Annotated in this window: 19 protein-coding genes; 7 read left to right on the forward strand and 12 right to left on the reverse strand. The window is 72.7% G+C overall.

Annotation, left to right across the window (positions count from 1 at the left end; translation table 11 throughout):
- Positions 1–35: 35 nt before the first annotated feature.
- On the forward strand, positions 36–524 hold the full coding sequence (locus FHX74_RS05665; protein ID WP_182559145.1) for a DUF4395 domain-containing protein: 489 nt from the start codon (positions 36–38) through the stop codon (positions 522–524).
- A gap of 9 nt (positions 525–533) precedes the next feature.
- Here the strand turns inward: FHX74_RS05665 and FHX74_RS05670 are convergent, their stop codons facing one another.
- The 3 genes from FHX74_RS05670 to FHX74_RS05680 all read right to left on the reverse strand — a co-directional run bounded on the left by FHX74_RS05670 (position 534) and on the right by FHX74_RS05680 (position 3,227).
- A complete protein-coding gene (locus FHX74_RS05670) occupies positions 534–956 on the reverse strand; it encodes an ankyrin repeat domain-containing protein (protein ID WP_182559146.1) in 423 nt (140 codons plus the stop codon).
- Positions 957–958: 2 nt separating this feature from the next.
- On the reverse strand, positions 959–2,425 hold the full coding sequence (lysS, locus tag FHX74_RS05675; RefSeq protein ID WP_328823722.1) for a lysine--tRNA ligase: 1,467 nt from the start codon (positions 2,423–2,425) through the stop codon (positions 959–961).
- A gap of 142 nt (positions 2,426–2,567) precedes the next feature.
- Positions 2,568–3,227, reverse strand: a complete 660-nt coding sequence (locus tag FHX74_RS05680) for a DICT sensory domain-containing protein (RefSeq protein WP_182559148.1) — start codon at positions 3,225–3,227, stop codon at positions 2,568–2,570.
- A 108-nt stretch (positions 3,228–3,335) separates the two neighbouring features.
- Here FHX74_RS05680 and FHX74_RS19815 point away from each other — a divergent pair, with 108 nt between their 5' ends.
- Positions 3,336–4,247, forward strand: coding sequence for a heavy metal-binding domain-containing protein (locus FHX74_RS19815; RefSeq protein WP_220483565.1), 912 nt, complete (start codon positions 3,336–3,338; stop codon positions 4,245–4,247).
- 16 nt (positions 4,248–4,263) lie between these two features.
- Positions 4,264–4,461, forward strand: coding sequence for a DUF5302 domain-containing protein (locus FHX74_RS05690; RefSeq protein WP_182559149.1), 198 nt, complete (start codon positions 4,264–4,266; stop codon positions 4,459–4,461).
- A 305-nt stretch (positions 4,462–4,766) separates the two neighbouring features.
- Here FHX74_RS05690 and FHX74_RS05695 read toward each other — a convergent pair whose 3' ends face one another.
- Both FHX74_RS05695 and FHX74_RS05700 read right to left on the reverse strand, forming a co-directional pair.
- Entirely contained in the window at positions 4,767–5,441 is a 675-nt protein-coding gene (locus tag FHX74_RS05695) for an HAD family hydrolase (protein ID WP_182559150.1), read from the reverse strand.
- A gap of 32 nt (positions 5,442–5,473) precedes the next feature.
- Entirely contained in the window at positions 5,474–7,633 is a 2,160-nt protein-coding gene (locus FHX74_RS05700) for a DUF5941 domain-containing protein (protein WP_182559151.1), read from the reverse strand.
- A 104-nt stretch (positions 7,634–7,737) separates the two neighbouring features.
- On the opposite strand from FHX74_RS05700, the gene FHX74_RS05705 reads away from it, so the two are divergent.
- The 3 genes from FHX74_RS05705 to FHX74_RS05715 all read left to right on the forward strand — a co-directional run bounded on the left by FHX74_RS05705 (position 7,738) and on the right by FHX74_RS05715 (position 12,262).
- On the forward strand, positions 7,738–8,469 hold the full coding sequence (locus FHX74_RS05705) for a TetR/AcrR family transcriptional regulator (RefSeq protein WP_182559152.1): 732 nt from the start codon (positions 7,738–7,740) through the stop codon (positions 8,467–8,469).
- Positions 8,469–10,205, forward strand: coding sequence for an ABC transporter ATP-binding protein (locus FHX74_RS05710; RefSeq protein WP_182559153.1), 1,737 nt, complete (start codon positions 8,469–8,471; stop codon positions 10,203–10,205). Before FHX74_RS05705 ends, FHX74_RS05710 begins: the two co-directional genes overlap by 1 nt.
- Positions 10,206–10,279: 74 nt before the next feature.
- Positions 10,280–12,262, forward strand: a complete 1,983-nt coding sequence (locus FHX74_RS05715) for an ABC transporter ATP-binding protein (RefSeq protein WP_407941470.1) — start codon at positions 10,280–10,282, stop codon at positions 12,260–12,262.
- Between the two features lie 12 nt (positions 12,263–12,274).
- Here the strand turns inward: FHX74_RS05715 and FHX74_RS05720 are convergent, their stop codons facing one another.
- From FHX74_RS05720 to FHX74_RS05745, 6 genes are all read right to left on the reverse strand, one after another.
- Positions 12,275–13,342, reverse strand: a complete 1,068-nt coding sequence (locus FHX74_RS05720; protein ID WP_328823661.1) for an ABC transporter ATP-binding protein — start codon at positions 13,340–13,342, stop codon at positions 12,275–12,277.
- A complete protein-coding gene (locus tag FHX74_RS05725) occupies positions 13,339–14,448 on the reverse strand; it encodes an ABC transporter ATP-binding protein (RefSeq protein WP_182559154.1) in 1,110 nt (369 codons plus the stop codon). The genes FHX74_RS05720 and FHX74_RS05725 overlap by 4 nt, the downstream gene beginning before the upstream one ends.
- Complete coding sequence (locus FHX74_RS05730; protein ID WP_328823662.1) at positions 14,445–15,413, reverse strand: ABC transporter permease; 969 nt, start codon at positions 15,411–15,413, stop codon at positions 14,445–14,447. The genes FHX74_RS05725 and FHX74_RS05730 overlap by 4 nt, the downstream gene beginning before the upstream one ends.
- A 31-nt stretch (positions 15,414–15,444) precedes the next feature.
- Positions 15,445–16,431, reverse strand: coding sequence for an ABC transporter permease (locus tag FHX74_RS05735; protein ID WP_182559155.1), 987 nt, complete (start codon positions 16,429–16,431; stop codon positions 15,445–15,447).
- A 145-nt stretch (positions 16,432–16,576) separates the two neighbouring features.
- On the reverse strand, positions 16,577–18,226 hold the full coding sequence (locus FHX74_RS05740; protein ID WP_182559156.1) for an ABC transporter substrate-binding protein: 1,650 nt from the start codon (positions 18,224–18,226) through the stop codon (positions 16,577–16,579).
- Positions 18,223–19,578, reverse strand: coding sequence for an ROK family transcriptional regulator (locus tag FHX74_RS05745; protein ID WP_182559157.1), 1,356 nt, complete (start codon positions 19,576–19,578; stop codon positions 18,223–18,225). The genes FHX74_RS05740 and FHX74_RS05745 overlap by 4 nt, the downstream gene beginning before the upstream one ends.
- Before the next feature lie 169 nt (positions 19,579–19,747).
- Here FHX74_RS05745 and FHX74_RS05750 point away from each other — a divergent pair, with 169 nt between their 5' ends.
- Positions 19,748–20,572: an endonuclease/exonuclease/phosphatase family protein gene (locus FHX74_RS05750; protein ID WP_182559158.1), complete on the forward strand. Its 825-nt coding sequence runs from the start codon at positions 19,748–19,750 to the stop codon at positions 20,570–20,572.
- 157 nt (positions 20,573–20,729) lie between these two features.
- Here FHX74_RS05750 and FHX74_RS05755 read toward each other — a convergent pair whose 3' ends face one another.
- On the reverse strand, positions 20,730–23,021 hold the full coding sequence (locus FHX74_RS05755; protein WP_182559159.1) for a glycoside hydrolase family 3 C-terminal domain-containing protein: 2,292 nt from the start codon (positions 23,019–23,021) through the stop codon (positions 20,730–20,732).
- Positions 23,022–23,075 lie beyond the last annotated feature (54 nt).

Here is a 23,075-nt window from a genome sequence, read left to right on the forward strand (position 1 = left end):
GTTGGTCGGGCGCGGTGGCGACCTACCGTCGTGACGTGAGCCTGGCGAGCGTGCTGACCTTCCCGAACCCGGTCAACGAGAAGGCGGCCCGGGTGGTCGCGGGCTGTGTCGTCCTCAGCGGGCTGGTGATCCTGCTCGGCGGTTGGTACTGGCTGACCGTCCCGCTGGCGGTCGGGTTCGCGCTCCGGGTGGCCAGCGGTCCGAGGTTCAGCCTGTTCGGGCTGCTCGCGACCCGGCTCGTGGCGCCCCGGCTGGGGCGCGCGAAGCTGGTCCCGGGTCCGCCGAAGCGGTTCGCGCAGGCCATCGGGCTGACCTTCTCGACCGCCGCGGCGGTGCTCGCGCTGGTCGCGGACCAGCCGCTGGCCGCCGGGATCGTGCTGGCCGTGCTGGTCGTCTTCGCCACCCTCGAGTCGGTCGTCGGGTTCTGCGCCGGGTGCTGGGTGTTCGGGCTGCTGATGCGCGCGGGCGTCATCCCGGAGAGCACCTGCGAGGCCTGCGCGAGCTGGCGCCCCACCGCCGGCTGAGCCGCGCGCTCAGCGTCCGGTCTCGCCGCGGGCGGTCCGGAGGATCTCGAGCAGGTCGGGCCGGTCGAAGAAGGTCGCGGTGTCCCAGGCGTTCGGCGTGCCGGTCCGGGCGCTCGCCCCGGCGGCGACCAGGGTGCGCACCACGTCCTCGTAGCCCTTGAACACCGCCCCCGCCAACGGGGTCTGACCGCGGTCGTTCATCGCCTCGGCGTCGGCGCCGCGGTCGAGCAGCGCCTGCACGGTCGCCGCGTGCCCGTGGTAGGCGGCCAGCATCAGCAGGGTGTTGCCCCGGGCGTCGGTCATGTCCACCGGGACGCCGGCGTCGACGTAGGCCCCGAGCCGCTCGGTCTCTCCCGCCCGGGCCCGGTCGAAGAGCCAGTGCGCGAGCTCGACCGGGTCCGATCCGTCGGGGACGGCACCCGGCTCGCCCACGGTCAGCTCCCCGGGCGGAGCAGCGGGAACAGGATGGTCTCGCGGATGCCGGCGCCGGTGAACAGCATCATCAACCGGTCGATCCCGATGCCGACGCCGCCCATCGGCGGGGCGCCGAACTCGAGCGCGGCCAGGAAGTCCTCGTCGAGCTGCATCGCCTCGGGGTCCCCGGCCGCCGCGGCCAGCGACTGCGCGTAGAGCCGTTCGCGCTGGATCACCGGGTCGATCAGCTCGGAGAACCCGGTGCCGCGCTCGACCCCGGCGATGATCAGGTCCCAGGCCTCGATCAGCCGCGGGTCGCTGCGGTGCGGGCGGGCCAGCGGCTGCGCCGACGGTGGGTAGTCGCAGACGAAGGTCGGCTGCAGCAGCCCCGGCTCGACCAGCGCCTCGAACAGCTCGAGGACGATCTTCTCGGCGTCCCAGGCCGGGTCGAGCGCGACGTCGTGCCGCTCGGCGATCCGCCGCAGTGTCGCCGCGTCGGTGTCGGGGTCGACGGTCTCGCCCACTGCCTCGGACAGCCCCGGGTAGACCCCGAGCCAGCGCCACTCGCCGTCGAGGTCGACCACACCGTTCGGCGTCTCGAGCTGCCGGCTCCCGAGCGCGTCGGCGGCGTCGAGGACGATCTGCCGGGTGATCTCGGCGACCGTCCGCTGGTCCCCCCACGACTGGTAGAACTCGAGCATCGTGAACTCGGGGCTGTGGCTGGAGTCGACGCCCTCGTTGCGGAAGATCCGGCCCAGCTCGTAGACGTTCTCGACGCCGCCGACCACGGCCCGCTTGAGGAACAGCTCGAGCGCGATCCGCAGCGTCATGTCGATGTCGAAGGCGTTGAGGTGGGTGGCGAACGGCCGCGCGTTGGCGCCTCCGTGGACGAGCTGGAGCACCGGCGTCTCGATCTCCACGAACCCGCTGCGGTGCAGGGTCTCCCGGACGCTGCGGGTCACCGTGGCGCGGGCCCGGACCATGTCGCGGGCGGCTTCACGGACGATCAGGTCGGCGTAACGCTGCCGGACCCGGAGCTCGTCGGACAGCTCGGCGTGCAACGTCGGCAGCGGTCGCAACGCCTTGGAGGCGAGGGTCCAGTCGCCGGCCATCACCGACAGCTCGCCGCGCTTGCTGCTGATCACCCGGCCCTCGACGGCGACGAAGTCGCCCAGGTCGACGTCGGCCTTCCAGGCGGCCAGCCGCTGCTCGCCGACCTCGGCCAGCGACAGCATCACCTGCAGCCGGGCACCCGAGCTGGTCTGGTCGAGTCCCTCAGCCAGGGTGGCGAAGCAGAGCTTGCCGGTGTTGCGGAGCAGCACCACCCGGCCGGTCACCGCGACCCGCTCCTGGGTCTCCTCGCCCGCCGTCAGGCCGCCCCAGGTCTCCCGGACCTGACGCAGCGTGTGGGTGCGCGGCACCGTCACCGGGTAGGGCGCCACGCCCTCCCCGACCAGCCGCTCGCGCTTGGCCAGCCGGACCCGGATCTGCTCGGCGCGCTCGGCCTGTTCGGCCTGCGCGTCGGCGGCCGCGCTCGGGGCGCCGGACCCGGGATCGGTGTGCACCGGCACAGCCTAAGCGGGCGCTGAGCCGACCCCGGTCGCGCGTCCCGGGGCCGCCCCGGACCGCTCAGTCGTTGCGGGTGCCGAACCGGTCGAGGTAGGCGACGATCCGGCTGAACAGCTCGGAGGCCTCGCGCGGCCGGATCTCCGCCGGCGGAGGGTTGTCGGCGAGCTCGTAGAGCACCGGAGCGGCCTCGCCGACGCCGTGGTTCGCGGCGATCTGGGCCAGGATCCGCGAGGACAGCCGGACCGACTCCGGGTCCATCGTCCAGACGGCCTGGAACAGCCGGTCGATCTCGGGCACGACGCCCTGACCCGGGACCTCCCAGGCGGCCAGCACCACCGGCAGGTCGAGGCTGTCGCAGACCACGATCCACTCGTCGGCGAGCGGCTCGTCCGGCCCGATCCGGACCTGGGTCGGCATCGAGGGGGCGTCCCCGGGATCGAAGTCGGCGAACACCAGCGCGTGCCGGGAGGTGGCGGCCAGGTGCTGCCAGCGCTGCTGCGCCCGCTTGTAGAACTGGACCCGCTGGAAGGCGCCGAACAGCAGCGGCGCGTCGGCCGGAGCGCAGAACTGATCCTCGATGGCCCAGGACAGGGCGATCAGCGTCCGCTTGCTCAACCGGTAGGAGGTGAGCCCGGGGCGGCGTTCGAGCTGCCAGTACACCGACTGGGTGATGTCGACCGGGGGGGTGTGGTCAAGATCGCTCGGGGGAACCAAGGGCACGGTCATTCGATGTCCTCATTCGTTCGGCAGGAGCGCTTCCTCCGAGCGCTGTCACGATCGTACTCACGGGCCTCGCCCACGCCCCGTGCGCCGGTTAGCCTTCGCACCATGAGCAGCTACGGGCAGAACCCCTACGGCCAGCCGTACGGCCAACCGCAGGGACAGCCCCAGGGCCAGCCCCAGCCCTACGGTCAGCCGCAACAGCCCTACGGACGTCCGCCCGGCCAGCCAAACCCCTACGGCCAGCCCGGCGGCCCGTCGCCGTACGGGCAGCAACCCGGCGGGTCGCCTTACGGCCAGCCGGGTCAGCAGCCCGGCTACGGCCCGCCCGGCCAGCACGGTCCCTACGGCCAGCAGGGCCAGCCCGGTCAGCAGGGGCACCCGGGTTACGGCCCGCAGAGCCAGCCGTCGGCGGGGCCGGCGCCCGAGCCGCGGCCCGGCCTGCAGGTGCGCGACCTCGCGGTGACCACCACCGAGAGCGTCCCGGGTGCGGTGATCAGCGAGGTGCTCGGCGAGGTCGTCGGGGTGGTGGCGCGGTCGCGCGACCTGCCGCCCGGCCGCCCGCGCACTCCCGAGGCCTACGCCGACTACCTCACCCGGTCGCGGCAGCAGGCGGTCACCCGGATGGTCGAGATGGCCCGCGAGGCCGGGGCGGACGCGGTGGTCGGGCTGCGGTTCGACTGCAGCGAGATCACCCAGACGCTGAGCGAGGTCAGCGCCTACGGCACCGCGGTGCGGACCACCGAGGACGTCGCCCTGGCGCACGCCGCCTCGGCCGGCACGCCGTCGCGGTCGGCCCTGGCCGACGACCTCCGCGACGCCCACAGCGACCAGCCCGCTGGTGCGGACGTCCGACCCGAGGGCGCGGGCCAGCCGGCGACGGGGCAGGCTTCCTCGGAGCGAGCCGGGTCGGAGGCGAACGGCGACGACGACATCACCCACCTGCGCCCGCGCGGGTGGGACCAGCCCGGTGACCAGCAGGGCGAGCCGTACCGGCCGTCCTGGCCGCCGCAGCAGTGAACCCCGAGGAGACGCGATGACCGACGAGAAGACCCCGGCGGACGCCGAGGAGACCGCGGCGGACGCCCGCGAGGCGACCAAGGCGAAGTTCCGCGAGGCGCTGGCGCACAAGCAGAAGCGCGGCGGCGAGGACCACATCGACCGCGATCCGCAGCAGGCCACCAGCCACGGCCCGGTCAGCGAGAAGCGCACCTTCCGCCGCAAGACCGGCTAGGCCACTCCGCGCGACCTGACGTGGGCTGGACCTGTCGAAGCCCCTGGGATTGCGCTTCGACGAGCTCAGCGCACGGTCGGGAGGTCACGCGGGCTGAGCCTGTCGAAGCCGCTGGGAGTGCGCTTCGCCACGGCGCTTCGACGAGCTCAGCGCACGTCCATCCCTCCGCGCGAGATGACGCGGGCTGAGCCTGTCGAAGCCCTGGGACTGCGCTTCGCCAGGGCGCTTCGACGAGCTCAGCGCACGTTTGCGGTACGGCGCTTCGACGAGCTCAGCGCACGTTGCGGCACGCCGCTTCGACAGGCTCAGCGGGCGTTGTACGCACGGTCGACGAGGTGCAGCCGGATCCGGCCGCCGGCGTCCGACCAGGTCACCGCGGAGAGGTCACCGACCACCAGGTCGGCGTCGAGCTCGTCGCGCGGGGTGGTGGTGACCACGGCGAGGGTGGCGCAGCCGGCCGCCTTGGCCGCGATCAGCCCCTTGGGCGCGTCCTCCACCACCAGGCACTCGGTCGGGTCGACGCCGAGCCGTTCCGCGGCGAGCAGGAACGGGTCGGGGGCCGGCTTGCCGTGGACCACGTCGCTGGCGGTCACCAGCACGGCCGGCGCCTCGAGCCCGCTGGCCTCGATCCGGGCCCGGGCCAACGGCGTGTTGCACGAGGTGGCGATGGCCACCTGGTCGTGCGGGAGCGTCCGGAAGGCCTCGTTGGCGCCGGGCAGCACCACGATGTCCTCGACGTCGGTCAGCTCGAGCTCGTCGATCCGGGCGATCCCGGCGTCGACCCGCTCGGCCGGGAGCACCGCCCGCACCACCCCGGCCGACGGCACCCCGTGGAAGCCCTGGAGCCGTTCGGCGGGCAGACCGTTCTCCTCGGCCCACCGGCTCCAGGAACGCAGCACCGCCGGCGTCGAGTCGATCAGGGTGCCGTCCATGTCGAAGATCACGGCGGCGAAGTCGGTCGCGGTCAGGTCGCGGGCCATCGGTCGGTTCCTCCGGGTACGGCGTCATCCGGTCAGCGACCGGCCGACCGCCATTCTCGGACAGAGGCCAGCGCCGCCGGTAATCCGACCAGCACCATCCCGAACACCAGTCCGGTGACCAGCCCGGACGGCGCCGGAGCGGTCGGTCCACCGCCCGCCGGGGCCACCAGCAGCACCAGCAGCGCGACCAGCAGCACCCGACCCTCGACCCCGAGTCCGGCGAGCGGGTCGAGCGCCGCCGTCGCCCGGGTCCGGAGCCGCAGGCCGTAGATCAGGTCGTAGCGGCGATAGGCGACCACGGCCAGGAAGCCGAACACCGCTCCGCCCAGCCGGCCGTGGGCCAGCAGGGCAGCCACCACCGCCGCCTCACCGGCCCAGAGCAGCGGGGGCAGCAGCCAACCGAACCGGTGCCGGACCGGCGGCTGCGCGGTCGCCGCGAGCAGCGGGACACCGACGACGGCCCCGACCAGCGCGAGCCAGCCGAGCCCGGCGCACACGCAGGCGATCACCCCCAGCCACAGCGCGAGCAGCGCGACCACGCCGGGGAGGAACGGGCCGCGCCACCGCCAGACCCGCTGGAGCAGCCGCACCGACAGCCCGAGGTCGAGCTGGGCGTCGAGCGGACCGACGGCCGCAAGCTCCGGGCCGAGGTCGCGACTCGGTCGGCGCAGCTCGCGGAGCACCCGCCCGCCGAGCGCCCAGAGCAGAGCGAGGGCGTTGCCGACCACCGCGACCGCGAGCACCCACAGCGGCTGCCGCGTGAGCAGCAGCAGCGACAGCAGCAGATAGCGCTCAGCGATCGGCAGGTGGACGACCTTCTTGGCCCAGAACACGGTCCGGGCCCGGCGGTCCGGACGTCCGGTCAGGCCGGTCCGGGCCCCGGCCGCGGCCCGGCTGTCGTCGACGACGTCGAGACCGAGCCGCTCGGGCCGACTGAGCCGCCCGGGCGCGAGCTTGTCGGCGTAGCTGTGGTCCTCCAGGTGCCGCCCGGTCACCAGCACCAGCGCGATCGCCGCCCACAGCCAGCCGTCGGGGTGCCCGTCACGGACCGCGACCGCGGCCACCGCGGCGAACACCGCGTACTCCTTGACCCGGTCGCCGACCCCGTCGAGCCAGCCGCCCAGGTTGGAGAACCGCCGGGTGAACCGGGCGATCTCGCCGTCCATGCAGTCGACGACCAGCGCGACCTGGAGCAGCACCGCCGCCAGCACCCAGGCCCACCAGGCGCCGGTGTAGACCAGCGCCGCCGCCAGCAGACCGATCAGCAGGCTGGCCGCGGTGACCAGGTTGGGGCTCCAGCCGAGACCGAGCGCCACCGCGGTGCCGTGCCGGGACAGCCGGCGGACGACCGCCGTCGAGTAGAGCCCGTCCCCACCGCGCGAGGCGGTCCGCAGCCGCTGTCGCCAGCCGGTCCCCGCGGCACCGGTCTGCCCGGCGATACCGCGCCGCCAGCGGTAGTAGCCGTACGCGCGGGCGCCGACCGGCAGACCGCCCCGGACCAGGGTCAGCAGGGCGAGGTCGAAGGTCGCGCCGGGGTCGGTCGCGCCGGGGTCGGTCGCACTGGTCGGGTCGGCGGGGAGAGCGGCTTCGGTCGCGCCCCACAGCCGGGCCGCCTCAGCGCGGTCGGCCGGGTCGACCCGGAGCGCCCCCACCACCGCCCGGTTCGGGTCACCGACCCGGTGCCGCGGACTGCCGGAGGACTCGACCAGCCGGCCGTCGGCGCCGACCCGCGCGGGGGTCGCGGCCGGCAGCCCGGCCAGACCGACCGGCGGAGCCTCCGGGTCGCCGGGGGCGACCAGCAGCGTCTCGGTCCCCGCGCCGGGCCGGTCGAGCAGGTCGAGCAGCGACGGCAGCGGCGGGTCGGCGAAGCTCACGGTGCCGTCGAGCACGAACAGCGGACGGTCGGGCGAGGCGGACGCGGCGCGGGACAGCACCAGCCAGGGGGAGGCGCTCCCGACGGCTCCGGTCGGGACTCCGCCGGCGTCGCGTCCGTCCGTCGGCCCGGGCACGGCTTCAGGCACGGTTTCCGGCACGGGTACGGGCACGATCCGGCACCCCGGTGCGCCGGCGGCCAGCGCGGCCGCCAGGTCGGCGGTCGGCATCCGGCTGCCCGGACCGAGCAGCACCGCGACGTCCGCGCCGGCGGACAGCCCGTGGACCGCTCGTGCTGACGTCTCCGCGGCCTCCGGCACCCGGGCATGCTACCGATCCGGTCCCCGGTGCCCTCCATCCCAGCGGGGGAGGTCGCCACCGAGACCTTGAATGAGTGAGCGCTCACTCACTATGATCTCGACTCGTGCCCCGTGCCGCCGCTCTCCCGCCCGAAGAACGCCGGGCCGCGATCATCGCGGCCGCCGAGCCGTTGCTGGTGGCGCTCGGCCGTGACGTCAGCACCCGGCAGCTCGCGGCCGCGGCCGGGGTGGCCGAGGGGACCCTGTTCCGGGTCTTCCGCACCAAGGAGGAGCTGATCCACGCGACCATCGCCTCGTTGGTCGACATCGCGCCGGCCGTCGCGGCGATGCAGCGGATCGACCGGACCGCCCCGCTCTCGCACCGGCTCACCGAGGTCGCCACCGCACTGCGGTCGCGGATCGACCGGATCACCGCGCTCTTCGGCGCGATCGGTCCGGGGCCGCACCACGCCGAGCCGCACAGCGACTTCGTCGAGAAGCGCCGCCGTGACAGCGCCCAGCTCGTCCAGGCGATCGTCGAGGTGATCGGCCCGGACGCCGACCGGTTGCGGGTGCCGCCGGCGGAGGCCGCCCGGCTGCTGTCGGCGCTGGTGTTCACCACCCGGCACCCCGTGCTCAACCCGGAGGGCACGTCGCCCGACCCCGCGCACCTGGTCGACCTGCTGCTGCACGGGATCGTCTCGCTCGACCTCGAGTTCGGCGACCCGGACCTGATCGCCCCCGACCTCGCCCTGCTCGACCCCGACCCGGATCGCCACCGGCACGACCCGGACCACCGGAACGACCCGCACGACCGGCACGTCCACGGCTACAGCGCCGTGGGGAAGGACGCCTGATGCTTCTCCGTCTGCTCCGTCACACCCTGCGGCCCTACCGGGCGCTGCTGGTCGGCATCGTCGTCCTCCAGCTGGTGGGCACCCTGGCCAACCTCTACCTGCCCAGCCTCAACGCCAAGATCATCGACCAGGGCGTCGCCACCGGGAACACCGGCTACATCTGGCGCACCGGCGGGGTGATGCTGGCGATCAGCGCCCTCCAGATCGTCTGCACGATCATCGCGGTCAACCTCGGCGCCCGCACCGCGATGGGCTTCGGCCGCGACCTGCGCGGGCGGATCTTCGACCGGGTGCTGACCTTCTCGGCCCGCGAGGTCAACCGCTTCGGGGCACCGTCGCTGATCACCCGGACCACCAACGACGTCCAGCAGGTGCAGATGCTGGTGCTGCTCAGCTGCACGATGTTCGTGGCCGCGCCGATCACCATGGTCGGCGGCATCGTGATGGCGGTCCGCGAGAACGCCCGGCTGTCCTGGCTGGTCGCCGTGGCCGTGCCGGTGCTGGCCCTGGCGATCGGTTTGATCATCCGCAAGATGGGGCCGCTGTTCCGGCAGATGCAGACCCGGATCGACGCCGTCAACCGGATCCTCCGCGAGCAGATCACCGGCATCCGGGTGGTCCGTGCCTTCGTCCGCGAGCCGTACGAGCAGGACCGGTTCGGCGTCGCCAACGGTGACCTGACCCAGACCGCCACCACCGTCGGTCGCTACATGGCCTCGCTGTTCCCGGTGGTGATGCTGATCCTCAACGCCTCGAGCGTCGCCGTGCTGTGGTTCGGCGCCCGGCTGATCGACAGCGGGGACCTGCAGATCGGACAGCTGACCGCCTTCCTCACCTATCTGGTCCAGATCCTGATGTCGGTGATGATGGCCACCTTCCTGCTGATGATCGCCCCGCGGGCCGCGGTCTGCGCCGAGCGGATCGGGGAGGTGCTCGAGACCGAGTCGAGCGTCGTCCCGCCGACCGCCCCGGTCACCCAGCTGCCCGGACGCGGCGTGGTCGCCTTCGAGCAGGCCGAGTTCACCTACCCCGGCGCGGACTTCCCGGTGCTCTGCGGGGTCGAGTTCACCGCCCGCGCCGGCCAGACCACCGCGATCGTCGGGTCGACCGGGTCGGGCAAGACCACCCTGGTCTCGCTGGTCCCGCGGCTCTTCGACGCCACCGGCGGCCGGGTGCTGGTCGACGGCACCGACGTCCGCGAGATCGAGCCCGAGCTGCTGTGGAGCCGGATCGGGCTGGTCCCGCAGAAGGCGTTCCTGTTCAGCGGCACGGTGGCCAGCAACCTGCGCTACGGGAACCCCGAGGCCACCGACGAGGAGCTGTGGGAGGCGCTGCGGATCGCGCAGGCCGCCGACTTCGTCTCCGAGATGCCCGGACAGCTCGAGGCGCCGATCGCCCAGGGCGGCAGCAACGTCTCCGGCGGGCAGCGGCAGCGGCTCTCGATCGCCCGGGCGCTGGTGAAGAGACCCGAGATCTACGTCTTCGACGACTCCTTCTCCGCGCTCGACACCGCGACCGACGCCCGGCTGCGGGCCGCCCTGGCCGAGAGCACCGGCGACGCCGCGGTGATCATCGTCGGCCAGCGGGTGTCGACCATCGCCGACGCCGACCAGATCGTCGTCCTCGAGGACGGCCGCACCGTGGGGATCGGCACCCACATCGAACTGCTCGAGAGCTGCCCCACCTATCGGGAGATCGTCGAGTCGCAGCTCAGCGCCGAGGAGGCCGTCGCGTGACCAGTCAGACCACCCGTCCCGCTCGCGCCGCGGACCAGCCGGAGGAGCCCTCCACCCCGGCCTCGGGCAGCACCGTGCCGGCCGCCGGTGCCGCTCCGAAGGCGCCGGAGCGTCCCAAGTACGCCCCGCCGCGCACCGGGGGCCCGCCCGGAGCGATGGGCCGCCCGGTGGAGAAGTCGATCAACTTCGGCCCGTCGCTGCGCCGGCTGCTCGGCCACCTGGGCCCGGAGCGACCGATCCTGGTCGGCGTCGTGGCGCTGGCAGTGGTCGGCATCGTGCTCAACGTGCTCGGCCCGAAGGTGCTCGGCTGGGCCACCGACGTGATCTTCACCGGGGTGATCGGCAAGATGCTGCCGGCCGGTGCGGACAAGGCGCAGGTGGTGGCCGAGCTGCGGGCCCGCGGTCAGGGCACCTTCGCCGACCTGGTCAGCAGGCTGGACGTGGTCCCGGGCCGGGGCATCCAGTTCGACCGGCTGGCCGAGATCCTGCTGCTGGCCGTCGGGCTCTACCTGGTCGCCTCGGGGTTCATGCTGCTCCAGGGCTACCTGCTCAACGGCGCCGTCCAGCGCTCGATCCGGCGGCTCCGGGGCGAGGTCGAGGCCAAGATCAACCGGCTGCCGCTGAGCTACTTCGACCGGCAGACGCGGGGTGAGCTGCTCAGCCGGGTCACCAACGACATCGACAACATCTCCCAGTCGCTGCAGCAGACGCTCAGCCAGCTGCTCACCTCGGTGCTGACGGTGATCGGCGTCGTGGTGATGATGTTCGTGGTGTCGCCGACGCTGGCGCTGGTCGCCCTGGTGACCATCCCGGTCTCGATCCTGCTCACCACGGTGATCGGCAAGCGCAGCCAGAAGCTGTTCGTCCAGACCTGGAAGACCACCGGTGAGCTCAACAGTCACATCGAGGAGGCCTACAGCGGCCACGCGCTGGTCAAGGTCTTCGGCCGCCGGCAGGAGGTCGAACAGGTCTTCGCCGACCGGAACGAGACGCTCTACCGGGCCGGCTTCGGCGCCCAGTTCATCTCCGGGATCATCATGCCGACGATGATGTTCATCGGGAACGTCAACTACGTGGTGATCGCCGTCATCGGCGGCCTGCGGGTGGCCACCGGGACGATGAGCCTCGGCGACGTGCAGGCGTTCATCCAGTACTCGCGGATGTTCACCCAGCCGCTCACCCAGGTGGCCTCGATGGCCAACCTGCTGCAGTCCGGCGTCGCCTCGGCCGAGCGGGTCTTCGAGGTGCTCGACGAGACCGAGCAGACCACCGAGTCCGACGCCGCCCTCGAGACCACCCGCGGCCGGGTCACCTTCGACCACGTCCGGTTCTCCTACGAGGGCGACAAGCCGTTGATCACCGACCTGTCGCTGGTCGCCGAGCCGGGACAGACCGTGGCCGTCGTCGGCCCGACCGGGGCGGGCAAGACCACCCTGGTGAACCTGATCATGCGGTTCTACGAGCTCGACGGCGGCCGGATCCTGCTCGACGGGACCGACATCGCCGCGGTGCCGCGGGCGGTCCTGCGCAGCCGGCTCGGGATGGTGCTGCAGGACACCTGGCTGTTCCACGGGACGATCCGGGACAACATCGCCTACGGCCGGCCGGGCGCCAGCGAGGCCGAGATCCTGGCCGCCGCCGAGGCGACCTACGTCGACCGGTTCGTGCACTCGCTGCCCGACGGCTACGACACGGTGATCGACGAGGAGGGCAGCAACGTCAGTGCGGGCGAGAAGCAGTTGATCACCATCGCCCGGGCCTTCCTGGCCGACCCCGCGATCTTGATCCTCGACGAGGCGACCAGCTCGGTCGACACCCGCACCGAGCTGCTGGTCCAGAAGGCGATGGCCACCCTGCGCACCGACCGCACCAGCTTCGTCATCGCGCACCGGCTGTCGACCATCCGCGACGCCGACGTGATCCTGGTGATGGAGCACGGCGACATCGTCGAGCAGGGCACCCACGCCGAGCTGCTCGAGCGGCGCGGGCACTACTACGACCTCTACCAGGCGCAGTTCTCCGGCGCCCCGGAGGAGCTGGAGGCCGTCACCGCCTGAGCCGGGAGCGGCTCAGGCGGCGTGCGCCGACTCCGCACCCCGGCCGGCCTGCTCCGCGGCCACGTGGCAGGCGGCCAGCACCGGCGCACCGTCCCCGGGTGCGAGCTCGAGCAGCGGCGGGGTGACCCGACGGCAGACGTCGCGGACCAGCGGACAGCGGTCGGCGAACCGGCAGCCGGGCTCGGGGTCGATCACCTTGGGCGGCTCGCCCTTGGCCTGCTCGGCGGTCACGGTCAGCGCGGCCCGCGGATCGGGGACGGCGGCCACCAGCAGCTGGGTGTAGGGGTGCCGCGGGTTGCCCAGCACCTCCTCGACCGGCCCGGACTCGACCACCCGGCCGGCGTACATCACCATCATCCGGTCCGCGACGTAGCGGGCGCTGGCGATGTCGTGGGTGATGTAGAGCAGCGAGACCCCCTGCTCGTCGCGGAGTCGGGCCATCACGTTGAGCAGCCCGATCCGGATCGAGATGTCGAGCATCGAGACCGGTTCATCGGCCAGGATCACCTGCGGCTGGTAGGCGAGCGCCTGGGCGAACCCGATCCGCTGCCGCTGGCCGCCCGAGAGCTCGTACGGGTAGCGCTGCAGCACCTCGGCCGCGGGCCGCAGCCCGACCGCCTCGACCACCCGGATCGCCTCGTCCATCCGGTCGGCCGGAGCGATGTCGGGCCGGTGCAGCTTGAGCCCGCGGAGGATGCCGTGGTTGACCCGGTAGGCCGGGTTGAGCGAGCTGAACGGGTCCTGGAACACCATCGGCACCGCGGCCCGGTAGGCGAGCTGCTCGCCGCGGCTGCGGAGGGCGGAGACCCGGCGGCCGTTGAACCAGATGTCGCCCGAGCTCGGTCGGTAGACCCCGGCCAGCAGCCGGGCGATGGTCGACTTGCCGCTGCCGCTCTCCCCCACCAGTGCGACGATCTCGCCCTTGCCGATGGCGAAGGTGGCCTCGTCGACGGCGTGCAGGGTCTTGCGTCCCCGCCAGCCGCCGACCCGGAAGGTGCGGGTCAGGTCGGTGGCGGCCAGCAGCGCACCCTCGGGCGGGGTGGCGGTGTCGCCCGCGGAGGGGGCGGTCGCGGTGCTCACAGCGTCTCCTCTCGGTGGGCGGTCGGGACCGGCCCGGTCGGCTCGGGCTCGCGGGCGCCGTCGCGGTGCAGCAGACAGCGCACCTCGACCTCGGCGCCGGCCTCCACGACCTGGGGGGCGGTGCCGATCCGGTAGAGCGGCGGGACGGCGGCGTCGCAGTCGTCGAACCGACGCGGGCAGCGCGGCGCGAACCGGCAGCCCGGCGGCATCGCGTTGAGCGCCGGCGGCGCGCCCGGGATGCCGGTCAGTGGCACCCGGGGCCCGCGGATCGACGGGAACGCGTCGAGCAGCCCGATGCTGTACGGGTGCCGCGGGGTGTCGAAAACCTCGCGGGTCGGCCCGACCTCGACCGCCTGCCCGGCGTACATCACCATCAGCCGGTCCGAGAAGTGACTGACCAGGCTCATGTCGTGGGTCACGAAGACCACCGCGAAGCCGAGCTGCTGCTGGAGCTCCTTGATCTGCAGCATCAGCGAACGCTGCGCGACCACGTCGAGCGCCGAGGTCGGCTCGTCCATGATCACCAGCTCGGGGGTGAACAGCAGCGCCATGGCGATCATGGCCCGCTGCCGCATCCCGCCGGAGAGCTGGTGCGGATAGCTGGTCAGGTGGGTGGCGTCGATGCCGACCAGCCGCATCACCTCGCGCGAGCGGTCGGCGATCTCGGTGCGGCTGCGGACGCCGTGCGCCTTCATCGCGTCGGCGAACTGGGCGCCGATCCGCTTGACCGGGTTCAGCGCGTTCATCGCGCTCTGCATGACCACCGACACCTGCCGCCAGCGCACCGGGGCGAGCTCGGAGGCGGTCATGGTCACCAGGTTCCGTCCGGCGAAGGTCACCGAGCCCTCGGCGATCCGGGCCGGCGGGTTGAGCAGCTGCGCGATCGCGAAGAGCATCGTCGACTTGCCGCAGCCGGACTCGCCGACCACCCCGAGGAACTCACCGGGCCGCAGCTGCAGGTCGACCTTGTCGACAGCCCGGACCGAACCGTTCGGGGTGTCGTACTCCACCGACAGCCCGCGGACGTCGAGCAGCAGCTCCTCGCCGTCGCTCCCGACGTGCGTCGTGTCCCGCAGCACGGTGCCCGGGTTCGCTCGGGGGCTCATCGGGTCGCCTCCTGGGCCTGCCGACGGCGCCGGGCCCGCGGGACGGGCCGCAGCGCCGGATTGCCGATCTCGTCGAACGCGTAGTTGAGCAGCGCGAAGGCGGCGCCGAGCAGCGCGATGCACAGCCCGGGGGCGATCACCCACCAGGCCTGACCGGTCTGCAGGGCCTCGTTGTTCTGCGCCCAGTAAAGCATCGTGCCCCAGCTCACCGAGCTCGGGTTGCCGAGCCCGAGGAACTGCAGACCGGCCTGGGTCAGCACCGCGTAGAGCGCCGCGCCGAGGAAGTTCGCCGCGATCAGCGAGGTCATCGTCGGCAGGATCTCGAAGATGATGATGTAGCTCGACCGCTCCCCGCGGACCCGGGCCGACTCGAGGAAGTCCCGGCGGCGCAGCGACAGCGCCTGCGCCCGGAGCTGCCGGGCGCCGTAGGACCAGCCGGTGATCACCAACACCACGATCAGCACGGTCAGGCTGCCGCCTCCGGCGTAGGCGGCGATGACGATGATCAACGGGAACGCCGGGATGACCAGGAACACGTCGGTCAGCAGCGACAGCACCGCGTCCGGGATGCCGCCCAGGTAGGCGGCCGAGATCCCGATGATCACGGACAGGATGCTGGCCAGCGCGCCGGCCACCACCGCCACCAGCAGCGACAGCCGGGTGCCCCAGACCAGCTGGGCCCAGACGTCCTGGCCGAAGGCCGTGGTGCCGAGGATGTGGTCGGCCGACGGCGGCAGGCTCAGGTCGAAGGCCCGCTTGTTCGGGTCGGAGACCGAGGTGAAGAGCTGCGGTACGGCAGCCATCACGATGAAGACCAGCAGCAGCACGGCCCCGGCCATCGCCTTGCCGTTGCCCCGGACGGCCCGCCAGACCCCGCTGCCCCGCCGACCGCGGGACGACGGGTTCGGGGTGCTCGCGGCCGTCGGCTCGACGGCGGCGCCGGTGTTCGCGGCGATCGCACTCACGCGTGTTCTCCCTTCGACATCGTCTGCGCCCTCAGCCCTCGGTCCGGACCCGCGGGTCCAGCGCCGCGGTGAGGAAGTCGCACAGCAGCACCGCGACCAGCACCACCACGGTGATCAGCACGAACAGCGCCTGCATCAACGGGTAGTCCTGGTTGTCCACGGCGCTCTTGAGCATGTAGCCGATCCCGGGGTAGTTGAAGGTGTACTCGACCAGGATCGAGCCGCTGACCACGAAGCCCAGCGACATAGCGAAACCGGCCAGGTTGGGCAGCACCGCGTTCCGGGCCGCGTACTGCCACATGATCGACCGGTTCGACAGACCCTTGGCCCGGGCCATGGTGATGTAGTCCTCGGCCAGCGTGGTCACCACGTTGTTGCGCATGGTGAGGATCCAGCCGCCGATCGAGATGATCAGGATGGTGATCGCGGGCATCACCGCGTGGGCCAGCACGTCGACCACGAACTCGCCGGTGAACCCGGGCGTCAGCGTCGGGTCGTAGCCGCCGTCGCTGGGCAGGAACCCGTTGAGCACCACGGTGAAGAGCAGGATCAGCAGCAGCCCGATCCAGAAGTACGGCAGCGCCGAGGTGATCACGAAGACCGGCGGCAGCACGCTGTCGAGCACCCCGCCGCGACGCCAGCCGGCCACCGTGCCGATCGCGGTGCCGAGCAGGAAGGCGATCACCGTGGTCACGCCGACCAGCCCGAGCGTCCAGGGCAGGGCCTGCGCGATCACCGTGCTGACCGGCTGCGGGAAGAAGGTGAACGAGGTGCCGAACTGCCCGGTCAGGGTGTTGCCGAGGTAGTCGACGTACTGCACCGGGAGGCTCTTGTGGGTGTTCAGCCCGAAGGCCACCTCGAGGGCCTTCATCGCCTCCGGGTTCACCCGGCCCCGGTAGCGGGCCATCATCGCCTCGGCCGGGTTGCCGGGCATCAGCCGCGGGATGAAGAAGTTGACGGTCAGGGCCACCCAGAGGGTGATCAGGAACAGGCCCAGCCGTCGGGCGATGAAGCGCATCGTGCCCTCTCGGGGTCGGCCACCGCAGGGTGGTGGGACGGACGGAGCGGAGACCCGCGCGGGCGGGCGGTCCGATCGGGGCGGGCGGTGGCCGGCCGGTCGGCCGGCCACCTGCCCGCTCAGGCCGCGCGGGGCGGCCGGGCGATCACTTCGGCGAGAGCCGGAGCAGCACCTGCTCGACGTCCGGCAGGGCGTACGGCGCCGGCAGCGCGTACGGGTCCTGGGCGGTCGGCCAGCCGGTGATGTCCTTGGTGCTGTACTGGAACCAGCTGACGCCCTCGGTCACCGGGATCACCGGCACCTCGCTGAGCATCGACTTCTGGATCTCCTTGACGATCTCCTGCTGCTGGCCCTCGTCGGCCGACGCGTAGGACTTGAAGAGCGCGTCGACGTCGGGGTCGCTGAACCGCTCGTAGTTGCTGGTCGCGTTCTGCCCGAGCGGCGCGGTGTTGCCGCTGTAGAGCATCTGGCGCAGCTCGTAGTACGGGGTCGGCCCGCCGGTCTGCGAGGCGTAGGCCAGGTCGAAGTCACCCTTGTAGATCCGGGTGTTGTAGGTCGGCCCGGCCAGGTCCTGCACGGTCAGGTCGATGTTGACCTGCGCCAGCTCCTGCTTGATCTCCTGCAGCGAGGCGTCCCAGTCGGTGTAGCCGCTGACCGTGATCACGGTGAGCTTGAGCGGCTTGCTGGCCGAGTAGCCGGCCTGCGACAGCAGCTGCTTGGCCTTGTCCTGGTTGAACGTGTAGCCGTACTGGTCGGCCGCCTGCTGGTTGTACCAGTCCTGGTAGGTCGGCAGCACGATGCCCGACTGGTTGGCCGCCGGCTGGTAGCCGCCCTCGCCGACCTTGGCCACCTGGGCCCGGTCGATCGCGAAGGCCAGCGCCTGCCGGACCGTCTTGTTGCCGGTCACCGAGTGCTTGAGGTTCGGGTACAGGCTGACGTTGGTGGTCGGCGGGAACCAGTAGTGGTGGTTGGTCTTGTCCCGGGCCACGTAGTAGCGGTCGATGTTCGGGATGAACTGGCCGCCCCACTGCGCCTTGCCGGTGGCCAGGTCGAGGTTGGCCGGGCTGTTGTCGGTGTAGGCCGGGTAGTTCACCGTCTTGATCTTGGGCAGACCGGGCTGCCAGAAGTTCTTGTTGGCGCTGTACTGGATGTTCTGCGGCTTGCAGTTGCCGATCGTGTACGGACCGGTGGCCACCGGGTTGCTGTCGGCGTACGTGACCGGGTTCTTGGCCACGTCGCCGGTGCCCCAGATGTGCTCGGGGACGATCGGGGTCTGGTCGGCCACGTAGTAGTAGTAGGGCTTGGCCGCGGTGTCGAACTTCAGCGTGACCGTGTCGGTGCCGGCGGTGACCGACTTGAGCCCGGAACTCCAGAGCGCGTTGAGGTCGAGCCCGGAGAACTTCTTGAGCAGGTTGAAGGTGAAGGCTACGTCCTTGGCGCTGAACGGCTGCCCGTCGCTCCACTTGACGCCCTGCCGGATGGTGAAGGTCAGCGTCTTGGCGTCCGAGCTCCACTCCGACTTGGTGGCCAGCATCGGCGTCTCGGCCGCGTTCTTGAGCGGGTTGACGTAGACCAGCGGCTCGTAGACGAAGCCGAAGGAGGTGCCGTTCACCGACGGGTTGAACGGGTTGAAGCCACAGGTCCAGGTGGACCCGGAGGTGTTGGCGATGCTGAGGGTGACGTTGCTGTCGCTGCCGGACGAACCGGAGCCGGAACCCGACCCCGATCCGCCGCAGGCGGCGAGGGCGAGGGCAAGGGCTGCCGTCCCCGCCACCGCCACGGTCCTGATCTTCATGCTGGTGCCTCTCTGTGCTGCTGTGCTGTCGCGGTCAAGGTGTCGTGCCGTGCTGCGGGAGGAGCGTCGGCGGAGAGCGGTCGGGTCGACCAACCGAGGTCGGCCAGCACCCGGGGCCGGTCGCCGGGGTCGTGGGTCTCGTCGCCCGGTGGACCGGTGGGGTCCCCGAAGACGAGGTCGCGGAGCTGGTGGACGGCGACCGCGGTGGCGCCGTCGAGGACCGAGGCGAACCGTTCGCCCACCGCCCGGACGACCGGCCGGTGCGCGGTGGCCCCGTGCAGCCGTTCCGCAACCCGCCGGGCGACCGGGTGCCCGCCGGACTGGCCGATGTCGCCACCCAGCAGGACCAGCTCGGGATCGAGCAGCGCGACCGCGCCGACCAGACCCTGGGCGATCCGGTCGGCCAGGTCGTCGAGGAAGCGCTCGGCCCGGAGCGGGGTCAGCCCGGTCACCGGCGGGGCGGTGCGGGCCGGCGGCGCGGGCGGGACCGCGGGTGCGTCCTCCACCCGGTCCGCGGCCGCGCGGACCGCGGCCCGGCCGTGGGCGGCGACGATCTTGTGCCGCAGGGCGAGCTCGCGGACCCGTTCGCTCTCCAGCAGGTCGGCGAGCGCCTGCCCGCCGGCCCCGATCGGTGCCAGGTCGAGCTCACCGGCGCCGCCGCGGCTGCCGCGGTGCAACCGGCCGTCGACGATCAGGCCGGCGGCGACCCCCTCGCCCATCCAGAGCAGCACCACGTCGCGATAGCCGCGGGCGGCACCCTGCAGCGACTCCCCGATGGCCACCAGGTTGACGTCGTTCTCCACGGTGACGGGCATCCCGAGGGCGGCGCTGAGCCGGCCGGGGACGTCGAAGCCGAGCCAGGCGGGCATGTGCTGGGCGTACTCGAGCCGGCCGGTCACCGGGTCGATCGAGCCGGAGATCCCCACCACCGTGCGGCGCAGGTCGTCGGCACCGAGCCGGGCGGCCCGGACGGCGGAGCGCATCAGCCGCCGGAGCACCGGCAGCGGGTCGCGGTCCGGGGTGATCTCCTGGTGGCGCTCGACCCGGACGGTCCCGGTCAGGTCGGCGATGCCGACCGACATCCCGGACGGCCGGACGTCCACGCCGGCGGCGAAGCCGGCGTCCGGGTTGACCGACCAGAGCTGCGCGTTGGGACCGGGTCCCCCGTTCTCCCGGTGCCCGGCGCGTCGCACCAGCTCGGCCTGCTCGAGCCGGCGCAACAGCTCGGCGGCGGCGGGCTTGGACAGCCCGATCCGCTGCTCGAGCTCGATCCGGGTCAGCGGGCCGTGCCGGAGCAGCGCGAACAGGGCGGCGCGGTCGTTGATCGCGCGCAGCACGCGTGGTCCGCCCATTCCGGCCCCCCAGCCGTCCCGGCCGGACGACCGAAACTTCGGCTATCCGTCTGGGAACTTAACAGATCGACGCGTCATACCATCGACCCGTGACCGAGCCCCGTCAAGCCCTTCGGGCGAACTGTGATCATGGCGTCGCCGTTCGTCACATCGTCGTCACAGAGAAGCGATGAACGGCTCCCCCGCCGGCTCCGCCGGACGGCCGCTCCGGCTGGTCAGCTTCAACGTGCTGCACGGCGCCCGGCCGGGCGAGACCGGCCCGGTGGACCTCGACCGGTTCGCCGCGGCGATCGCCGCTCTCGACCCCGATGTGCTCGCGCTGCAAGAGATCGACCACCTCCAACCACGGAGCGGCGGTCAGGACCTGACCCGCGCGGCGAGCGACGCGATGGCCGCGACCAGCAGCTGCTTCCTCCCGGTGCTGCCCGGCCTGCTCGGCGCCCCGCCCGCGTCCGGCCGGACCCGGGCCGAGGTCGACTCCGTCACCGACCCGGGGTACGGCTTGGCGCTGCTCAGCCGGTTCCCGGCGCTCGAGTTCCGCCGGCTCCGGCTCCCGCGGCTGCCGGTGGCCTACCCCGCGTGGCGTCGCGAGCCCGGGCGGCTCGGTCATCCGGAGCGGCGGCGGGACGAACGGCGCGGGGCCCTGCTCGGCCGGTTCCAGACCCCGGCGGGCGTGCTCACCGTGGTCGACGCGCACCTGAGCTACGTCCCCGGGCCGCGGGAGGCCCAGCTGCTGCTGCTCCGCCGCCGGCTCCGCGACGTCCGGGGGCCGCTGCTGGTGATGGGCGACCTCAACTGCGCACCGCCCTGGCCCGACCGGCTGCTCGGGCTCCGGCCGCTGGCCCGGGTGCTCACCTCGACCAACGAGGACCCGCACACCCAGATCGACCACGTGCTGGCCCGCGGCCCCTGGCGGGTGCACCACGTCGAGGCCGTCGACGCCGGGCTCTCCGACCACCGGGCGCTGGTGGTCGAGGCCTCCCTCGAGCTCTGACCCGCGCTTCGACAGGCTCAGCGGGCGTCCGTGAGCGCTTCGACAGGCTCAGCGGGCGTCCGTGAGCGCTTCGACAGGCTCAGCGCGCGTCCGTGAGCGCTTCGACAGGCTCAGCGCGCGTCCGTGAGCGCTTCGACAGGCTCAGCGCGCGTTCCGGCTAGCGGGCGGCGTCGACCGCGGCCACCAGCCGGTCCAGGGCGGCCCGGTCGAAGCCGAAGGCGCCACCGAACAGCGCCAGTGAGCTCATCGGCATCGTCCCGATGATCTTGAGCAGGTCGCTGTCCGCGAGCGCGCCGACCGGGGTGTCCGTGGTGAGCACCGCGCGGCCGACCGGGTCGGCGAACCACTCCTGCAGGGTGGAGTCGGCGGTGATCGGCGCGGCGATCGACGGCGCCTCGAGCTTCACCGGGGTGCTGCTGACGAGGTCGCGCGACGACGTCCCGACGTCGATCGTGAACGTCCCCGCCTCGACCACCCAGCGGCCGAGCCGGGTCGACCAGAAGGCGAACGACCGCTCGTCCAGGCTGATCTCGATCCGGGCGTGCTCGCCGGGGGCCAGCTCGACCCGGCGGAAGCCCTTGAGCTCGCGCACCGGCCGCGCCACCGTCGCGGTGTCGTCGCCGACGTAGACCTGGACCACCTCGGCCCCCGGACGGTCGCCGGTGTTGGTCACCGTCACCGCCACCTCGACGGCCAGGTCGCCGCCCGCCACCGACCCGCGCTGGAGCACCTCGACGTCGGTCAGCGCGAAGGTCGTGTAGGACAGCCCGAACCCGAACGGGTGGCTGACCGGCTGGTGCGCGGCGTCGTAGCCGCGGTAGCCGACGAAGACGCCCTCGCCGTACCGAACGACCTGCTCCTCGCCGGGGAAGTTGAGATAGGACGAGTTGTCCTCCAGCCGCACCGGGATCGTCTCGGCCAGCTTGCCGCCGGGGGTGGCCCGGCCGAGCAGCAGGTCGGCCACGGCGCCACCGGCCGCCTGCCCGGACAGCCAGCAGTTCAGGATCGCGGTCGCGTCGGACTCCCAGCTCGACAGCTGCACGGTCGACCCGCCGACCAGCACCACCGCCACCTGGTCGTGGACCGCGGCGACCGCGCGGAGCAGCTCGAGCTGGTTCGCCGGCAACGCCAGGTGCTCGCGGTCGAAGCCCTCGGACTCGGCCGCGTCGGGCAGCCCGAGGAAGACCACCACCCGCTCGGCGGTGCTGGCCAGCTCGACCGCCTCGGCCTGCAGCGCCGGATCGACCTGCTCGTCGTCGAGCCGGAACCCGGCGGCGAACTCGACGGTCACCTCGGGCTCGACCGCGACCCGGAGCTCGTCGAGCGGCAGGTCGAGGCGGGTCGGGTTGACCTGCGAGCTGCCGGCCCCCTGGCAGCGCGGGGTGCGGGCGAACTCGCCGATCACCGCGACCGTGCTGCCCGGCGGCGGGTCGAGCGGCAGCAGGCCGTCCTCGTTCTTGAGCAGCACCGCCGAGGCGCAGGCCGCGCGGCGGGCCAACCGGTGGTGGTCGGCCCGGGTCTGCTCGTCGAGCTCTCCGGCGGCCCGGCCGTCGCGGCCCGCGGCGGTGCGCTCCACCAGGGCGAGCACCCGGCGGACGGCGGTGTCGAGCACCGCCTCGTCGAGCGCACCGGACCGGACCGCCTCGACCACCGCGACGTCGCTCGTCCCCAGCGCCGGCGGCATCTCGAGGTCGAGCCCGGCGCGGAGCGCCGCCACCCGGTCGTGGACCGCACCCCAGTCGGAGACCACCAGCCCGGTGAACCCCCACTCGCCGCGGAGCAGGTCGGTGAGCAGCCAGCGGTGCTCCGAGGCGTAGGTGCCGTTGAGCTTGTTGTAGGCGCACATCACCGTCCACGGCTGCGCCCGGGTGACCACCGCCTCGAACGCCGGCAGGTAGATCTCGCGGAGCGTCCGCTCGTCGACCTCCGCGCTGACCCGGAGCCGGTCGGTCTCCTGGTTGTTGGCGGCGAAGTGCTTGAGCGAGGTGCCGACGCCGCGGCTCTGCACCGCCTCGACCAGCGCGACGGCGAGCTCGCCGGCCAGGAACGGGTCCTCGGAGAAGTACTCGAAGTTGCGCCCGCACAACGGCGACCGCTTCATGTTGACGCCGGGGCCCAGCACCACCGAGACCCCGAGCGCGCGGGCCTCGGCGGCCAGCGCCACGCCGACGTCGGCGAGCAGCTCCGGGTCCCAGGCCGAGGCGATCGCCGACGCGGTGGGGAAGCAGGTGGCCGGGGCGCTGCCGCCGATCCCGACGTGGTCGGACTCGTCGAGCTGAGCGCGCAGCCCGTGCGGGCCGTCGGAGACCATGATCGGCTCGATCCCCAGCCGCGGCACCCCGGCGGTGTGCCAGAAGTCCGAGCCGAGGGTCAGCGCCGCCTTCTCCTCCAGCGTCAGCTCGCCGACCAGCCGGTCGAGCTCCCCGTGGGCCTCGTGCTCGGTCGCCATCGCCTCTCCCCTCGCCGGCGGCGGCGCCGGAGGCCTGCGTCCTGCTGGACGGGC

The sequence above is a fragment of the Microlunatus kandeliicorticis genome (assembly GCF_014137855.1).
Classification (GTDB): Bacteria; Actinomycetota; Actinomycetes; order Propionibacteriales; family Propionibacteriaceae; genus Microlunatus; species Microlunatus kandeliicorticis.

Bases quoted from the DNA above. Each gene is read 5' to 3' on its own strand.
- FHX74_RS19815 (WP_220483565.1), top strand. From the start codon at position 3,336: ATGAGCAGCTACGGGCAGAACCCCTACGGCCAGCCGTACGGCCAACCG.
- FHX74_RS05725 (WP_182559154.1), bottom strand. From the start codon at position 14,448: ATGAGCCCCCGAGCGAACCCGGGCACCGTGCTGCGGGACACGACGCAC.
- FHX74_RS05750 (WP_182559158.1), top strand. From the start codon at position 19,748: ATGAACGGCTCCCCCGCCGGCTCCGCCGGACGGCCGCTCCGGCTGGTC.
- FHX74_RS05735 (WP_182559155.1), bottom strand. From the start codon at position 16,431: ATGCGCTTCATCGCCCGACGGCTGGGCCTGTTCCTGATCACCCTCTGG.
- FHX74_RS05690 (WP_182559149.1), top strand. From the start codon at position 4,264: ATGACCGACGAGAAGACCCCGGCGGACGCCGAGGAGACCGCGGCGGAC.
- FHX74_RS05710 (WP_182559153.1), top strand. From the start codon at position 8,469: ATGCTTCTCCGTCTGCTCCGTCACACCCTGCGGCCCTACCGGGCGCTG.
- FHX74_RS05755 (WP_182559159.1), bottom strand. From the start codon at position 23,021: ATGGCGACCGAGCACGAGGCCCACGGGGAGCTCGACCGGCTGGTCGGC.
- FHX74_RS05695 (WP_182559150.1), bottom strand. From the start codon at position 5,441: ATGGCCCGCGACCTGACCGCGACCGACTTCGCCGCCGTGATCTTCGAC.
- FHX74_RS05740 (WP_182559156.1), bottom strand. From the start codon at position 18,226: ATGAAGATCAGGACCGTGGCGGTGGCGGGGACGGCAGCCCTTGCCCTC.
- FHX74_RS05745 (WP_182559157.1), bottom strand. From the start codon at position 19,578: ATGGGCGGACCACGCGTGCTGCGCGCGATCAACGACCGCGCCGCCCTG.